Here is a 15,330-nt window from a genome sequence, read left to right as displayed (position 1 = left end):
GGGCGAACCACTGGAAAAACCTGACTGTCGTCGGGGTTATTGGCATGTCGGCATTCCTGTCGAAGTGAAAGCCGCAGACCCTAACCGTTAGCCGGCTTCAGAAAAAGACGGATGGATTTCCGCACACCCCGGACTATTCTGTCCGCAATTCATTTTCATGGCGTTGGCATATCGATGGACAGCATCCACGGCATCACGGTTTTCGTGCAGGTCGCCGAGGCTCGAAGCTTCGCCAAGGCCGGGCGGCAGCTCGGACTTTCGGCGTCGGCGGTTGGCAAGAGCATCGCTCGCCTTGAAGACAGGCTCGGCGGACGTCTGCTTCATCGCAGCACTCGCAGCACTCGCAGCATGACGCTCACCGCCGAGGGCGTGAGGTTCCTAGAGCGCAGTCGGCGGATCCTGGCCGAGATCGATGCCGCCCAGGCCGAGTTCGATGAGTTGCAACGGGCGCCGCGAGGGCGTCTGCGTCTGAGCTTACCGATCGCCGGTGCGCTGATGCTGCCGGTGTTGAGTGACTTCATGCACCGCTATCCGGAGATCGAGCTGGATCTGGATTTCACCGACCGGGTAGTGGATGTCATCGAGGAAGGATTCGACGCCGTCATCCGGGCGGCCAAACCCGTGGATTCCCGACTGACCGCGAGAAGACTGGGCAGCTTTCGTCTGATGCTGGTCGGCGCTCCCGAGTACTTTCGACGCCACGGCAAACCGGCCTCGGCCGCCGCCCTGGCCGACCATCACTGTCTTCATTATCGCTACTCGAGCTCTGGCAGGCTCGAGACGTGGCCATTATTCGAGGCAGACAGCGTTGCGCTGCCGACCTCAATGGTCTGTAACAATCTCGACGCTCATCTTCGCTTTACCCTCGACGGCCACGGCATCGCCTGTCTGCCAGACTTCGCGATTTGCAACGCGCTCGACGATGGCCGCCTGGAAAGCGTACTGACCGATACCGTCAGTCGCGACGGGGCCTTTTATGCTCTGTGGCCATCGAGCAAGCACCCCACACCGAAGACCCGTGCGCTGATCGACCATCTTAGCGAGCAGATGGCAATGCCAAATCATCAGACTCGCGCTTGAGCCGGGCCGAAGGCAGCGCCAGGGCAGCCCCCGCGAAGTCGGCATCATTGACCTAGATTCCCGCCCACCAGTTGTATCCCCTGTCCTCCCAATAGCCGCCCTTGCCACCATGAATGTTCTTGAAGCTGTCGACGAGCTCCACCCGCATCACGTACTTGGCCTGCTTGTAACCCAGCTGGCGTTCCGCTCGCAGACGCAGGGGCGCGCCGTTGGCTACCGGCAGCGCGGCATCGTTCAAGCCATAGGCGAGTATCGTCTGCGGATGATAGGCCTCGACCATGTCGAGACTCTCGTAGTAGAGGTCGCTACCGCCGTAGGTGTGATCGGCGCAGTGGAAGACCACGAATCTGGCCTGATCCCGCGGACGCACGCGCTCGAGCAGGTCCGCCAGCGGCACGCCGGTCCACTGGCCGATGCAGCTCCAGCCCTCGACGCAGTCATGGCGGGTAATCTGCGTTCGCGACGGCATCGCGCTCAGCTCGGCCAGCGACAATCTCGTGGGCTGCTCGACGAGACCGTCGATCGTCAATCGCCAGTCGGCGAAATCGTTCTCCACCCAGGCGCGATAATAGTCTTCCTGAGGATTGGTGGTGCCGTTGGGACGGAAGACCGGCGCGATCTGGCTCTTGTCGAACTGCTGCGCCAGCGCCTGCCGGGAGGCGATCAGCCGCTGTGCCTTGTAGGTCAGTTGCTCGACGCTACCCAGCGCGCGCTTTACCGACGCGTTGTCGGCGATCCGGTCGCAACCCGCCAGCAGGCTCCCCGCCCCCAGCGCCGCCATGCCGGAGAGAAGTCGGCGTCTATTCCGGTTCGGCCCGGACGATTGTGGCTTACTCATGCGAATCCTCCCGATTCACCGGCCCATCTGGCCTTTCAGTGATGCGATAGCGCCCTGTCACCATCGAGCGCAGGTTGTTGAAGACGCCCGAGACCAGCACCAGGGCGATATGCACGAAGAAAAACCCCATCAGCGACAACGCGCAGATGAAATGCAGGGTTCTGGCGCTCTGCCGGCCGCCGAACAGCTCCGTCAGTAACGGCCAGGCCGCATTGATCGAGGGGGACATCGTCAACCCGGTGAGGATCATCATCGGCAACAGCACGAACAGCACCAGAACATAGGTGATCTTCTGGATGCCGTTGTAGTCGGCTTCGTGATGAAAGCGGAACCGCGCGTGATCGACGATCGTCCTGGGTATGGCTCTCAGTTGTCGCCGCGTGGGAAAGATCGAGCCTCGCCGATGACGGCTGATCACGGTGTAAAGCAGGTACGCCACCACCGAAGGGGCAAAGATCCAGCCGGCGAGAAAATGCCAGTTTCTTCCCATCGTCAGCCACTTGTCCCCCGGCAGCGTCGCCCAACGGGGAAAGGCTCGTTGGCGCAGCTGCCCATTGTCATCGGAGAGCCCCAGCACGCCAGTGGTATCGAGCGTGTAGCCGGCAACTCGTACCACGCCCCGCTGTTCACCGTCGTTGCCGGCTTGGGCGTGAATCGCGATGAAGGGATCGGAGAAACCGGACTGCTCTCCCCAGTACAGCGCCGGGTGCGCGTTGAATATCTGCAGGCCGCTCATCAGCAGCACGATGAGACAGAGGAAATTGGTCCAGTGCCACAGCCGAGTGCTCAGGCTATGGCGTTTGATCAACCGGGACGATTCCGAGGCTTCCGGCTCGGAGGCCGGCCTGGAACTGGAATCGGCGTTGGGCTTGGGATTGGGATTGGCGACGGGGCCGATACCGGATGGCATGATTCACCTCGCTGTCACGCAGACGGCATCCGGCGGCCGCGGCCGCCGGAAGGCCATGGCTCAATTATCGTGATCCATGCTGTCCTGACCCATGGCGTCGTCGTGGCTCATGCCATCCTGGCCCATGGCGTCGTCGTGGCTCATGCCATCCTGACCCATGGCATCGTCATGGCTCATGCCGTCCTGGCCCATGGCATCGTCGTGGCTCATGCCGTCCTGGCTCATGGCGTCGTCGTGGCTCATGCCATCCTGGCCCATGGCGTCGTCGTGCCCCATGTCGTCCTGGGACATGCTATCGGTCTGTGTTTCCTGAGCACTGGCGAGGCTCGTGAAGAACACGCCACCGCTCAACAACGTGGCACTCAATGCCAGCAGGAACTTCGATTTATTCGCGATCATGACCTTCTCCCTATTCCTTGTCGGTAGCCACCTCGGTAGCGAGGCGGTGATAGCAAGGTAATCGGGGATTTCGGGTCAATCATCACGAAACCATAACGTGCGATTCTCCCGTTCCAGGCGTGACATTCGCGTGATGACTCGGTCGGGCATCTCGGCTATGTTCGGTCCTTTGATCGCTCGGAGCCGCTCATGCCGCGCTCGATACTCTGTGTGGAGGACGATCCCGATATCGGACGTCTGCTGAAGACCATACTGGCCGAGGCCGGCTACAAGGCCGATTGGGTCAGTACTGGCGAGGAGGCACTATCGCGCTGGACGGAGTCATCGATGGTGATTCTCGATCTGATGTTGCCGGGCATCGACGGCCTTCAGGTCTGCCGTGAGATCCGCCGGGAGGACGCCGCCATACCGCTGATCATGTTGACGGCGCTCGCCGGGACCCGGGAAGTGGTCGAAGGCCTGGAAATCGGCGCCGACGACTACATCACCAAGCCGTTCGATACCGACATTCTGGTGGCGAGGATCCACGCGTTGATGCGTCGCCGGGAAGCGGTCGATGCGCACAGGCGGTCCGACTCCCATCCCGTCGTCGTCATGGATCTGGAGATCGACGCCACCCATCACCGCGCGACGCTGAATGGGCGCCCGCTCTCCCTGACCGCCAGAGAGTTCGCCCTGCTCGCGTTCTTTTCCCGCCACCCCGGCCGCGGCTTTTCCCGGGGCGAGCTGCTCGACGCCGTGTGGGGCGCGGAGTTCGACGGTTACGATCACACCGTCAACACGCATATCAATCGGCTGCGCAACAAGATCGAGGACGACCCCGCCCACCCGCGTTACATCCTGACCGTGTGGGGCATCGGCTACCGCTTTACCGACCTTCCGGCATCGGCGGCCGAGTGATCATGTGGCCACTTTTCAGAAGAGCCTATCGCAGTCTCTACGCACGCATCGTCTTCATCTATCTGGCCAGCATGATCGCGCTATCCGCGGCGACCGCGCTGATCGCGGTCGATCAATTCGACCAGTTGGGCCGCGAATGGCTGCAACGCTCCCAGATCAACATGGCGAGACAGTTGGCCCAGACCCTTCGAGCACCACTCAGCCAGGGTCTCGACGACGATCGGGTACATACCGCCATCCAGCAGATCATGACCATCAACCCGTCGCTATCGCTATACGTTCTCGATGAAAACGGCCGGGTGGTCGGTGCTTACAGCGAGGGTTCGTGCGGTCTGGGCGAACAGGTCGACCGGGGCGCCATCGCCGAACTGCTCTCGGATATGCCGATGCTGCCGGTCTACGCGGACATGCCCTGCCAGGATGGCGAGGGCGTGTTTTCCGTAGCCCCGGTGAGCTACGGCCGCGAAGCCACACCGGGCTACCTGTTCGTGCGGCTGGAGGCCAATACCCAGGTCTCGATGGCCAATATCTGGGAGACCAGCGGCATCTCTCGCACGCTGCTGATCGCCACCAGCGTTGCCCTGCTGCTGACTCTGGTGGTGGGGCTTGCGCTGTTTGCGTTGCTGACCCGCCGGTTCACCCGCGTGACGCGCGCCGTGCGCCACTTCGCCCGCGGCGATTACCGTCAGCGCGTGCCCGACCGGATCGACGACGAGATCGGCCGCGTGGGCCGGGCTTTCAACGAGATGGCCGCCACCATCGAAGCGCAGGTGGAGGCGCTGCGTGACAACGACCGTCAGCGCCGGGAACTGGTCGCCAATCTCTCCCACGAATTCCGCACACCGCTGACGTCGCTGTCCGGCTATACCCGACAACTGCTGCGCACCGCGACCTCGGCCGACAGCCGCGAGAATCTCGACGCCATCCGCCTGAATGTCGATCGACTGACACGCCTGGCCGCGCAGCTTTCACAGATGTCCCACGCCAATATCTCCGATCGCGCGCTGAGTCTCGAGTCGTTCTCCTTTGCCGAATTGGCCAACGACATCGTCAGCAAATTTCGGCCCAGAGCCGAAGAGAACGACATCGTCCTCACGGTCGAGAACGAGGCAGCCATGGCCCAGGTGGCCGCGGATGTCGAGTTGATCGATCACGCCCTGACCAATCTGGTCGACAATGCCCTGTTCGCCACCAATGCCGGCGGACACGTCACGATCCGTATCCTCAACCTGGATGCCGACACCCTCAAGATCGGCGTTCGTGACACCGGTATCGGCATGAAACCCGAGGAGGTTGCCCTGGTATGCCAGCGCTTTTATCGCACCGCCCATAGCCGCGAGCGCGGTGACGGGACAGGCCTGGGTCTGGCGATCGTCTGCGACGTTCTGAAACGTCACGACTCGAAACTGACACTCGAAAGCAAGCCCGGCCGCGGCTCATGCATCTGGTTCACGCTGCCGCTGGCGAAGCCATGATCACCTGACCGAGACGGCAATCCCGGCTCGCCCGCATCAGGGAGTACCCCAAGGGCGCCACGCTAGCGGAGGATGAGGCGATCACGCAGCCAAGGAATCTCATCCTCGAATACCGGGCCAAACGCCGGCATTTCCATGGACAAATTTCCTCCTGCCGGATTTCCGCCTACCCTTCAGTACAGTGCAAAAGTACAGCGCAAATCAATCCGATCTCGAGGAGGAGCGGCATGGCCCAACGTATTCTGTTCACTGGCGGCAGCGGCAAGGCGGGCCGCCATGTCGTGCCCTATCTGCTGGAGCGCGGGCACCGGGTCGTCAACGTCGACCAGACGCCGCTGGATCATCCCGGTGTCGACAACCTCATCGCCGACGTGACCGACAGCGGTCAGATGTTCAACGCCTTGAGCAGCTATGCCGCCTTGGACGAACTGGAATCGGGCACCGGCGTGCCGCATTTCGATGCCGTCGTGCACTTCGCGGCGATCCCCCGCATTCTCATCAAACCGGACAACGAGACGTTCCGCGTCAATACGATTGGCACCTATAACGTCATCGAGGCCGCGGTAAAGCTCGGCATCCGCAAGGTCGTCTTCGCCTCCTCCGAGACCACCTATGGCATCTGCTTCGCCGACGGTGTCGTCCAGCCCCGCGTACTGCCGGTGGACGAGGAACATCCGACCGAGCCGATGGATAGCTATGGCACGTCCAAGGTCGTCAACGAGCGCACCGCACAGGCGTTCCAGAAGCGCTCAGGCTTCGACATCTACGGCCTGCGGATCGGCAATGTCATCGAGCCCCACGAATACGCGGAGAACTTCCCGGCCTACTTCGCCGATCCGTCGCTGCGGCGACGCAATGTGTTCTGCTACATCGATGCGCGTGATCTCGGCCAGATCGTCGACCGTTGCCTTGCGACCGACGGCCTGGGCTATCAGATCTTCAACGCCGGCAACGACGATAACTCCGTCAACCTGACGACCCGGGAGATCATCCAGCGCTTCTATCCCGAAGTCCCCGTGAGCCGCGAACTGGGCGAATACGAGGCGCTGTACTCGAACCGCAAGATCCGCGACGTGCTCGGTTTTCGTGAGGCCCATGCCTGGCGGCAATATGTCGCCGACCCGCAGGAGCAGTAGCGTGTCAGCCCGCGGTCTTTTTATCTAGGCTGCTTCGGCATTCGCGGTAAGTATGCATCGGACGAGAGGTGGAGCAGAGGTAAAGCGGCTTCGATGAGTTATCTTGTTCAGGTCACGATGTTCTGCCCAAAATAGATGCCCCCCGAAGGAAGGATCATTCCATGCCTGATAAAATCCTCGTCTTCTACGGTTCCTATCGATCCGACCGCGCCGGCATTCGGCTCGCCGACTATACCGTGCGCACCCTGAACGAGCGGGGTCTCGACGCAGAACTGATCGATGCGATGCAGATCGATCTGCCGATGCTGGATCGAATGTACAAGGAGTATCCCGAAGGCGAAGCGCCGGAGGCGATGGAAACCCTGGCTGCCAAGATTCGCGAAGCGGATGGCTTCGTCTTCGTCACCGGCGAGTACAACTGGGGCATGCAGCCAGGGCTCAAGAACCTGACCGATCATTTTCTGGAAGAGTGGTTCTGGCGCCCGGCCGGCATCGTCAGCTATTCGGCCGGGCGCGTAGGCGGCGCCCACGCCAATCTGGTCTGGCACGGCACGCTGGCCGAGATGGGCATGGTGGTTATCTCAAGCACCGTCGCGGTCGGCCAGATCGGCAACACGCTGGATGAACATGGCACACCGCTCGGCGATACCGGCGCCTCGTTCGAACGCGCTTTCGGCCGGTTTGCCGACGATCTCGCGTGGTGGACTGAGGCAGGCAAACGTCAGCGCGCTCACCGCGTTCCGCCGTTTTAGCCCAGCCAACTCTCCAGCCTTCGCAAGCCGGGCCTTTTTTCAGCCAAATTTATAGCAATACCAACTTGCATAGCAGTAGATTATATCTGCACATCAAATTCCCCATTGAGCTTAGGAGAAAATTCAGCGCCCTCGTTAGCCTTAGCGGGCTGCATACTATAAAAAATACAAAATTATTGTTAACAGCAATCATACCGGAAACAGGTATCCTGATCACACCTCTTAAATGTCGATACGGCTCGTAATATCTGCAGCGTTGCAAGACAATCAAATGCCTCGCTAATTAAAACCAAACTTCAACCACGGATATTGAACCGACACTCGCTAAACCCCTGGGAATCAGGAAAGATTAGCAGACCGAAGCAACCATTAATGACAACTGACTCACCCTAACACCCCTGCGCGAGACTTGAACCCTTTCCTCACTGGCATTAGAATAGACCAAAGATCAGCGTTTTTCCTAATTTAAACTTAACCTTCCAAATACTAGTGACACTCATGCCCAGCTTCCACTTTGGTATCCCGTTAATGTCACGTGCGATGAGTCGTGACTGGACTCTCGTTTGCCGCAATTTGGCTCGCACACTTGAATCACTTAGAAGGCAGACATCGAAAGATTTCAGAGTGCTAATTACTTGTCATGAGATCCCTAACGTAGACACCAGCGGATTAGATGTCGAGTTCATCTTAGCTGATTTCTTGCCACCCTCCATTTCAAATGAGACTGGCAAGATCGGAAACGACAAGCCAGCTAAGAAGCGACTGTTAGGATTATCGCTCAAGACCTATTTGGGCGAAGAGACCTACTTTATGCATCTTGATGCAGACGACCTAGTTCACCCAAGTTTGGTAGAATTCACTCTAAACGACAACAACAAAAGCGGCTATCTTGTCGAATATGGCTACATGTTCGATTGCGAAAGTGGAAAAGTGGCACCTATGGGAGGGGACAATACTCCATTTTGGAAACATTGTGGCTCCTGTGCGGTGATCTATCTCACGCTCAATGACTTACCTAGTGACACAAAAGATAAAAACTGTTATTTCATGCAGTTCAGAAGGCATGGCGACTACGCCGATATCGCCAAAAAACATGGTCGTGCTCTATCAACTTATCCAGGATTCATGGCAGCTTACCTGGTCAACCACGGAGACAATGATACATTGAACCGTGGCAAAGTAGGAGTAAAGACAAAATACGTTGAACGATGGGAGATAGCTGATAGCAGTGAATTAGCAACTATTTTTTCAGACTTTCCCATGCTACTTGACTTTACGTAAAATTAGAATTTTGACATAGATTCGAACCCAAAAACAACGTTCATGCTCTTAAGATTTTATTTAGACAAAAATGGAGTGCATGCTACTGGCATCACTCCGTTTTCTAAATTGCGACATCATATAGCTAACTTGAAAATATAGGAGCCCATCGAACCACTAGCGAACATTACTAGCACGCGTCTCTTCGAAAGTAATTTCTTGATTACCATCGACAAATTCATGGAAACGACCCGCCGCCACTAATAATGAAGATGCCTGACGCTTGATCAACGACTTATTTTTCTCTATATCGTCTAGAGCCTCATCAGCCAACCTCTTGAAATACGCGTTGTCTTGCGCACCCAACTTAGACGCATAAAACACTACATCTCTCTCCAACAATTTTGTGAACTCTTCTTTGAGCTCATCTTGCGTTCGACTCACTTCGTCAGGATTTGGAGCAACTGGTGCCTTGCCGTAAAATTCCAAGACCTTCCAAGACACATCCTTTTCAGGCTGAATATTTCGTTCTGGGACCAGTTCAAGCTCAGAAAACCCCTTATTCTCAACCTCAAACTCGTGATCTGCCAATTCAGGTACTGTCATCTGAAAAATATCGTAGACGAGTCTATCGTTGTATTTTCCATTCTCCGTTTGCAGTTGGTATAGTCGGTAATACTGGTGAAAAAGCTGCGGCGTAAAGCGAGCTCTATCTAGACTATGATACCAGCTAATTCCAGTGTGATAACGTGCACGTGTATTGAGATAGTGAGTATCCATCGCATCTCGAGCATACATATCTTCTCCTAACTTTTCGAAGAAGCTTAAAAATTCTTGGCGAACTAGCTCACCGAGCTTGGGGTCCGACATCTCCTCGGCTAAACGTCTCCCTCTTGTATAAGGCGCTAACCGTCTATGCTTAACACCCTTAAAAGACGCGCCATGTACATTGAACAACGGATTACTGGGAGTTGCAGCCAGCCCTAGAGAAATTGGAAAATAACTTCCCATCTGCCCTAACTGCCAATTACGATATGCAACTCTTCCCGATGTCACGTTCACATTATTTGTGTATCCTTTTAGTTCGAACCCTAATCGCTCCTGCAGTGAAAAAACGACTTTAGCATCTTCTTCGTTATTATGATTGGTATATATCTTAATTGGAAAGCCTTTTTTTACAAGAGGCCACAACATTGCAAAATTTAGGCGACTATCCATGCCCCCGCTCAAACCAGCATTAAAATAATAGCCATGCTCACAAAGCGTCACAACGATGCTTCTTATATGAAATACGTAATCGCGCAGGAGCTCACAATAGGATTTTTCAAGAGCAGCTTCACGAGCTGGTCTCTCTAAAATGGAAAACCCTCCCGCTTCTTTGATTTCAATATAACTTCCTGCAGGAACTACTTTAATACCGTCTATCATCGTATTGAGAGAAAGACCCTGCCCTCCCCACAATCCTCTTCCAGCGATAAAATGCCCCGCCAACACTCTCTCGTTAAAACGCACTTTTACATTATCATAAAAAAGCCTTTCGGTTAGAGCCAGCAAAGAGTTAGAGACGGCCCAATAACCACGAGAAGAGTAATAAAAAACACTGTCTTGGCAAAACCTATCCACACACACAACGGCTTTATCTTTAAGCTTAATAGCTGCAAAGAAACGTCCATCCGCATCGATTATTGCGTCTTCGTCACTATGCTCGATGAAATACTGCTTAGCCCCTACTTCCCCTACAATCAGTTTATCGTCAATTACTGCCAAGCCTCTAAAGAACCTCAAATCCTCTAAATTATCATTACAACTTATCGTAAGCGTATTAGCATCATCTTTTTCAGCACACATATGCATAGTTCTCTCTAAATTTCTAAATTGTAGCCTATAAGATTATCAAACTCCCCCAACGTTACGACCAACGCCGCATACCGATGGGAAGCTTTGGTGCCGCTGAGCTTGGCGTGTTTTTCCAGCTCGTCGATCGCGGCATCGAGCATGGGACCGGTACCCTTCAGTCGTGCCGAATGCTCGGCAACCTTCTCGTCGACCAGCGCCATGAATTCAGCCTCGGCCTCGGGATGATCCTCGCCAGCTTCGGCTGGCGACAGGGCGCCGTGCACCTCGAAGTCCGGCACACCACGCGCGGCGAGATCCTGCGGCGACAGCGACGAGCGTTGCCGGCGCACAGCGTCGGAAAACCCTTTCTGCGGCGAATCGAACGGAAAATCGATCAGGTCGGGATCGGTCAAAGACAACAGGTCGTAGATCAACTTTTCCCCCTCCTGTTGCTCGGGCTTCAGCCGGTGATAGAGATCGAACAGCTGGCGCGAAAGATGCGGCGTGAACAGGGGTTGATCCAGCTGCCGATACCAGTTGAGACCGTAGTGAAATCGGGCGCGCGTATTGATGTAATGATGATCCAGGGCAATCGGATCGTCGACATCGACACCGACGCTGTCGAAGAAGCCGTAGAATTCGCGTTCGACTTTCTCCGCCTGCTCCCTGGAATCGAAGTGACGTGCGAGATTCTTCGCCCGTTTCTTGAGCGGCTGGATGTGATAGATGCCCGCCCGGAAGTTGCCGCCGTGGACGTTGAAGGTGCTGGAAATATTCCGGTTCCGCATCGGCATGCGCACCGGCAGATAGGCGCCGAGCACACCCGACATCCAGGTCATCACGTTGTCGCGTCCCGAGTTTCTACCATTGCGGGAGGCGAAACCGTCGATGGGAAAATCGTAGTGACCCTGTATCTTGCGGACGACCTCGAAGTCTTCGCTGCGCTGCTGGTTGCTGTGGACTCGAACGCTGTCGGGGTTCAGGAACGGTCGCATCAGCGCGAAGTTCATGCGGCTATCGATCCCGCCGGAGAGACCGAGATTGAAGCGATAACCGTGGCTGACCAGCGCCTGAACCCGGCCCTGGACATCCCGCACGTACTCCATCAGCCCTTCGGCATAATCCAGCCCTTGGCGATCGGCTCGCGTCGGCGACAGCGTCACTTGCGGCAGGCCGCCCGGTGCAATTTCCAGATGTCGACCGGCGGGAATGAAACGCACGCCATCCACGAGGGTATTCAGTGACAGAGGCTGCCCGCCCCACAGCGACTGATTGCCGGCAAAGAACCCGAGTGTCGCCGCTTCGTGAAATCCGGGTGAAAAGCCGTCGTAGCGGAGCTGTCGCGTCAGCGCCAGCAACGAGTTGGAGACTGCCCAGTAGGCCCGATCTCGGGAAGCATCGGAGAAGTAATAGACGGTGTCCTGGGCGAGATCGTCGGTCTTGATGACGACCCGTCCGCCTTCGTTTCTCACCAGAATGAAACGGCCCTCGGAAAACTCGCGGACATCCGCTGCCGGATGCCGACGCAAGTAATCGGCGAGGCCCTGACTACCCAGGAGCACTTCGCGTCGATGAAAAACGCTGCCCAGCAGAATATCCGGAATCTCCGAATGCTGGGTCGAGGTCAGTACAAACAATCCCTCGGGATACATGACTACTCCTGTTTACTGTCACCGGACGGCGAGTCGCCATGCCGACGATGTATCACTGCGGCGGCTCGGAATTGACATCAGTGCCGGCGGGCGGCAGCGACGGGGCAGCCTGCTGTTCGGCTCTGACCGCTTCGAGCCTGTCGGCGTGAGCGGCGTAGCCGAACCGCTCGCGCACGTAGGCGTGGGCGATTTCGACCTGCCTGGCGTAGGCCTCCGGGTCGGCCATCAGCGCCTTCACCCGCTGCTGCAGCTCCGCCGGTGCGGCGTAGATCGCGGCTTCGCCGAAGAGCGGCTGGTAATCCCAGGGCAGAAAGACCGGCAGCCCCACCGCCATCGCTTCGAAAATGACGCGCCCGAACGCCTCCACCCAGTCGGGGTGGGTGTAGTAGACGAACACGTCGTAGCGGGCCAGAAACTCTCGGGGGTGCTCTGCGCCGAAAGCGGAAACGGACCAGTTCTCCGGTAACTGGCCACCCATCATCAAGGCGACCGTGTCGGCGCCGCCTAGCACGTGCACCTCGAACGCCTCGTCCGTCGGGTAGACCTGAGTCAGCGTCTCGAGGTCCGCCGGCCATTTCAACACGTGATCACGCGACAGCCGGCAGACCCTGATGCGCGAGTGCGGCGCAGGCCGTGAGCCACGTCGCCATTCGTCGACATCGATGATGTTTGGCCAGTCTTCGTCGCTCAGCACGATGTCTTTCAAATCGTCTGCGTGATGTTCGACCAGCGCCTTGCGCACCAGCGGCCCGATCGGGTGCCATACGCCGCTGGTCCCGAAGTAGCGCTCGGCGTTTTCGCGACAGCGCGGGATATGGTAGAGCGTGGCGCTCTCGCTGCCGTAATCCCGATTGGGCGGCTGGTTGACTATGACCCGAACGGCGCCGGGACGAATGTCGGGCAGCCAGGATTGATAATCCTCCAGCACCCAGGGCTGCCGGATGACGAGGACGTCACAGCTTGCGCTCTCACCGAACACGATGAGCTCCGCCTGACCGGCTTCGATCAGCTCGCGAATCTTGGGCTCCATGCGACGATCGATGCGCAAGCCGTAACAGGACATCTGCACGATCGCCGTCTTCAACCCCATGGCGTGATTGGCCTTGATCTCTTCGGCATTGGAAGAGGTCGTTCCGCCCGAAAGCCGAAAATCCGACGCCAGCACGACATCGTAATGACGTGCTTCGGGTTTCCGCGGCCGCATCGACCCCGGCACGAAGAAGTGACGCTGCGGCTTGTCGGGATCGTCGTAAAGATCGACCGGCTTGTCGTACCAGGCCCGATGGGATTCTTCGTAGGCCGCCCTGGCGCCATACTTGTAGCCGTTATAGCCGGAGCCTTTCGAACTGGTCAGGGAATCGGCCGACTGTCGCTGGAACGAGAGCGGGCCGGTATCGAGATGGACCAGCGCCTCCGGATCGAACGCCTTCTTGATCCGGGCCAGATACTCGGAGTCGCCGGCAAAACGGACGGCATCCCAGTAGCCGATCGTCTCGAGCGCCGACTCGCGCCGGAACATCAGTGACGACAGATTGAACTGAATGTAGTAACCCTTGTTGCCACGGCGATGGAATCGCAGATCCTCGAACGCCCGCGCCTGCTGCGAGGTGTTGGCGAACACCGCCGGCGAATCCACCAGATGACGGGCCTGATGCTCGATCTTGCGCGGGTGCGACCAGTCGTCGGCATCATGACAGGTCACGAAGTCTCCGGTGGCGATCTTCAGGGCATTGTTACGGGCGACATAAGGTCCGGAGTTCTGCTCGTTGCGAATGACGATCAATCTTTCGAACCGGCTTTCGTACTCCTTGACCCGCTCGAAGGTGCCATCGGTACTGCAGTCGTCGGAAACGATCACCTCCAGATTGGGCCACGTCTGCTTGAGCAGCGACTCCATCGCCTGCTCTACGGTCGCTACCGCATTGAAGACGGGGACGATCACCGTGACCCTCGGCAGCTCGCCGAGCGGATCGGCCATGACCTCGCAGCCGTCGACCGCGATGCGATCGTAGAGCGCATGGCCATCGTCGGGCAGGAAGCGAATCGTCTCGATCGCCGACTGTGCGAGACACTGATTGATGGAGGCGAGCTTGTCGTCACCGTCTTTCAGATTCGCCAGCCCCAGCAGCACGTCACCGTCGAGCCTCGTCGAACGCAGGCTTTCCAGTAATGCCACGGCCTTGTCGCGTTCACCGATGGCCTCCAGACATTCGGCCTCGACCACGGCGATGGCGGACTCGTTGAACAGCTCGAAATCATGAGCGCGATAGCGGCGGATATGCTCGAGGGCCTGACGCTTGGCGCTGACCTCGGTATGGGAGGCATGCCAAAGCGCCAGCTCCCATTCGGCCCACGGCGCCATGAACGCGTTGACGCGATCCTCGGTCAGCAACTGGAGCTCCTGCACGCCGCGCTCCACGAAACCGAGCGTATAGAGATGCACCCGCGCATGAGTCACACGCTTGCGGGCGTGCTTTTTCTTTTCCTTCAGATCCTGCTTGCGCTCGGCGCGGACCGACACTTCGCCCGTCGGCTCGGTATTCTCGTCGAGACGATGGAGTGCCTGACGCTGGCTCTGCAACCGCCGCTTGCCGCCGAACATCACGGCGGCACCCCGTAAGGGCGCGGTGACGCGCCACGAGCGGCTGGCAAGAATACTGCTTTGCTTGCGCCGCAGCTCCTCGATCTCTTTCTGGCTCCGAGCCAATCGTCGCTGAAGTCCCTCGATTTCCCGCTCGGTAGCCGAGCGCCTGCCGTGCGGGACGGCGCCCGCCGCTTTTTCCGGCTCTAGGCGGCGCACGGCGTTCGGCTTGGCAGACTCTTCGCGGCGTCCCGGTTGGCGTTCGAGCTCGCGTGCCAGTTGCTGCAGCAGCTTCTGCTGGCGGTGCAAGCGCTGGAGCGTCGGGTCCGAGCTAGCTCGACCCGAATCCGCTTCACCGGCAGGTTTGCCGTTCGCGGGGGAAGACTTGCCGCCCAGCTCGCCCCGAGCCCGTCGCGTCTCGGCAATAAGCCTTTCCAGCGCAGCGATCTGATCGTCCGTCTCGTTGTTCATCGTGCATCCTTTCCCAATTCATCGTTCGCCGTGCGACCAC

Annotated in this window: 12 protein-coding genes; 6 read left to right on the top strand and 6 right to left on the bottom strand. The window is 58.0% G+C overall.

What is annotated here, in order from left to right:
- The first annotated feature begins 174 nt into the window (after positions 1-174).
- Positions 175-1,080: a LysR family transcriptional regulator gene (locus tag DOM58_RS09340; RefSeq protein ID WP_110692616.1), complete on the top strand. Its 906-nt coding sequence runs from the start codon at positions 175-177 to the stop codon at positions 1,078-1,080.
- A 52-nt stretch (positions 1,081-1,132) separates the two neighbouring features.
- On the opposite strand, the gene DOM58_RS09335 is transcribed toward DOM58_RS09340, so the two are convergent.
- The 3 genes from DOM58_RS09335 to DOM58_RS09325 are packed head-to-tail and all read right to left on the bottom strand — an operon-like array spanning position 1,133 to position 3,227.
- Positions 1,133-1,918, bottom strand: coding sequence for a molybdopterin-binding protein (locus DOM58_RS09335; RefSeq protein WP_110692615.1), 786 nt, complete (start codon positions 1,916-1,918; stop codon positions 1,133-1,135).
- Positions 1,911-2,828 (bottom strand): cytochrome b/b6 domain-containing protein, encoded by a 918-nt coding sequence (locus tag DOM58_RS09330; RefSeq protein ID WP_110692614.1) that lies wholly within the window; start codon positions 2,826-2,828, stop codon positions 1,911-1,913. The genes DOM58_RS09335 and DOM58_RS09330 overlap by 8 nt, the downstream gene beginning before the upstream one ends.
- Before the next feature lie 60 nt (positions 2,829-2,888).
- Positions 2,889-3,227: a pentapeptide MXKDX repeat protein gene (locus DOM58_RS09325; RefSeq protein WP_110692613.1), complete on the bottom strand. Its 339-nt coding sequence runs from the start codon at positions 3,225-3,227 to the stop codon at positions 2,889-2,891.
- Positions 3,228-3,416: 189 nt separating this feature from the next.
- Here DOM58_RS09325 and DOM58_RS09320 point away from each other — a divergent pair, with 189 nt between their 5' ends.
- From DOM58_RS09320 to DOM58_RS09300, 5 genes are all read left to right on the top strand, one after another.
- Positions 3,417-4,127 carry a response regulator transcription factor gene (locus DOM58_RS09320; protein WP_110692612.1) on the top strand — a complete coding sequence of 237 codons (711 nt, stop codon included), beginning with the start codon at positions 3,417-3,419 and terminating at the stop codon, positions 4,125-4,127.
- Between the two features lie 2 nt (positions 4,128-4,129).
- On the top strand, positions 4,130-5,602 hold the full coding sequence (locus DOM58_RS09315; protein ID WP_110692611.1) for a sensor histidine kinase: 1,473 nt from the start codon (positions 4,130-4,132) through the stop codon (positions 5,600-5,602).
- A 227-nt stretch (positions 5,603-5,829) separates the two neighbouring features.
- The gene (locus tag DOM58_RS09310) at positions 5,830-6,738 is read left to right on the top strand and encodes an NAD-dependent epimerase/dehydratase family protein (RefSeq protein ID WP_110692610.1); all 909 of its coding nucleotides are present in this window, start codon (positions 5,830-5,832) and stop codon (positions 6,736-6,738) included.
- Positions 6,739-6,899: 161 nt separating this feature from the next.
- Positions 6,900-7,490 carry an NADPH-dependent FMN reductase gene (locus tag DOM58_RS09305; RefSeq protein ID WP_110692609.1) on the top strand — a complete coding sequence of 197 codons (591 nt, stop codon included), beginning with the start codon at positions 6,900-6,902 and terminating at the stop codon, positions 7,488-7,490.
- A gap of 498 nt (positions 7,491-7,988) precedes the next feature.
- The gene (locus DOM58_RS09300; RefSeq protein ID WP_157957524.1) at positions 7,989-8,771 is read left to right on the top strand and encodes a glycosyltransferase family A protein; all 783 of its coding nucleotides are present in this window, start codon (positions 7,989-7,991) and stop codon (positions 8,769-8,771) included.
- Between the two features lie 156 nt (positions 8,772-8,927).
- On the opposite strand, the gene DOM58_RS17470 is transcribed toward DOM58_RS09300, so the two are convergent.
- From DOM58_RS17470 to DOM58_RS09280, 3 genes are read right to left on the bottom strand one after another with little or no spacing between them, the layout of a single operon-like run.
- Positions 8,928-10,604: a hypothetical protein gene (locus DOM58_RS17470; protein WP_157957523.1), complete on the bottom strand. Its 1,677-nt coding sequence runs from the start codon at positions 10,602-10,604 to the stop codon at positions 8,928-8,930.
- 8 nt (positions 10,605-10,612) lie between these two features.
- On the bottom strand, positions 10,613-12,238 hold the full coding sequence (locus tag DOM58_RS09285; protein ID WP_110692605.1) for a hypothetical protein: 1,626 nt from the start codon (positions 12,236-12,238) through the stop codon (positions 10,613-10,615).
- A 52-nt stretch (positions 12,239-12,290) separates the two neighbouring features.
- Positions 12,291-15,290 carry a glycosyltransferase gene (locus DOM58_RS09280; protein ID WP_110692604.1) on the bottom strand — a complete coding sequence of 1,000 codons (3,000 nt, stop codon included), beginning with the start codon at positions 15,288-15,290 and terminating at the stop codon, positions 12,291-12,293.
- Positions 15,291-15,330: the final 40 nt, after the last annotated feature.

Origin of the sequence: Salinicola halophyticus (genome assembly GCF_003206695.1) — a bacterium.
Classification (GTDB): domain Bacteria; phylum Pseudomonadota; class Gammaproteobacteria; order Pseudomonadales; family Halomonadaceae; genus Salinicola; species Salinicola halophyticus.
This window is presented reverse-complemented; position numbering and strand designations above follow the sequence as displayed.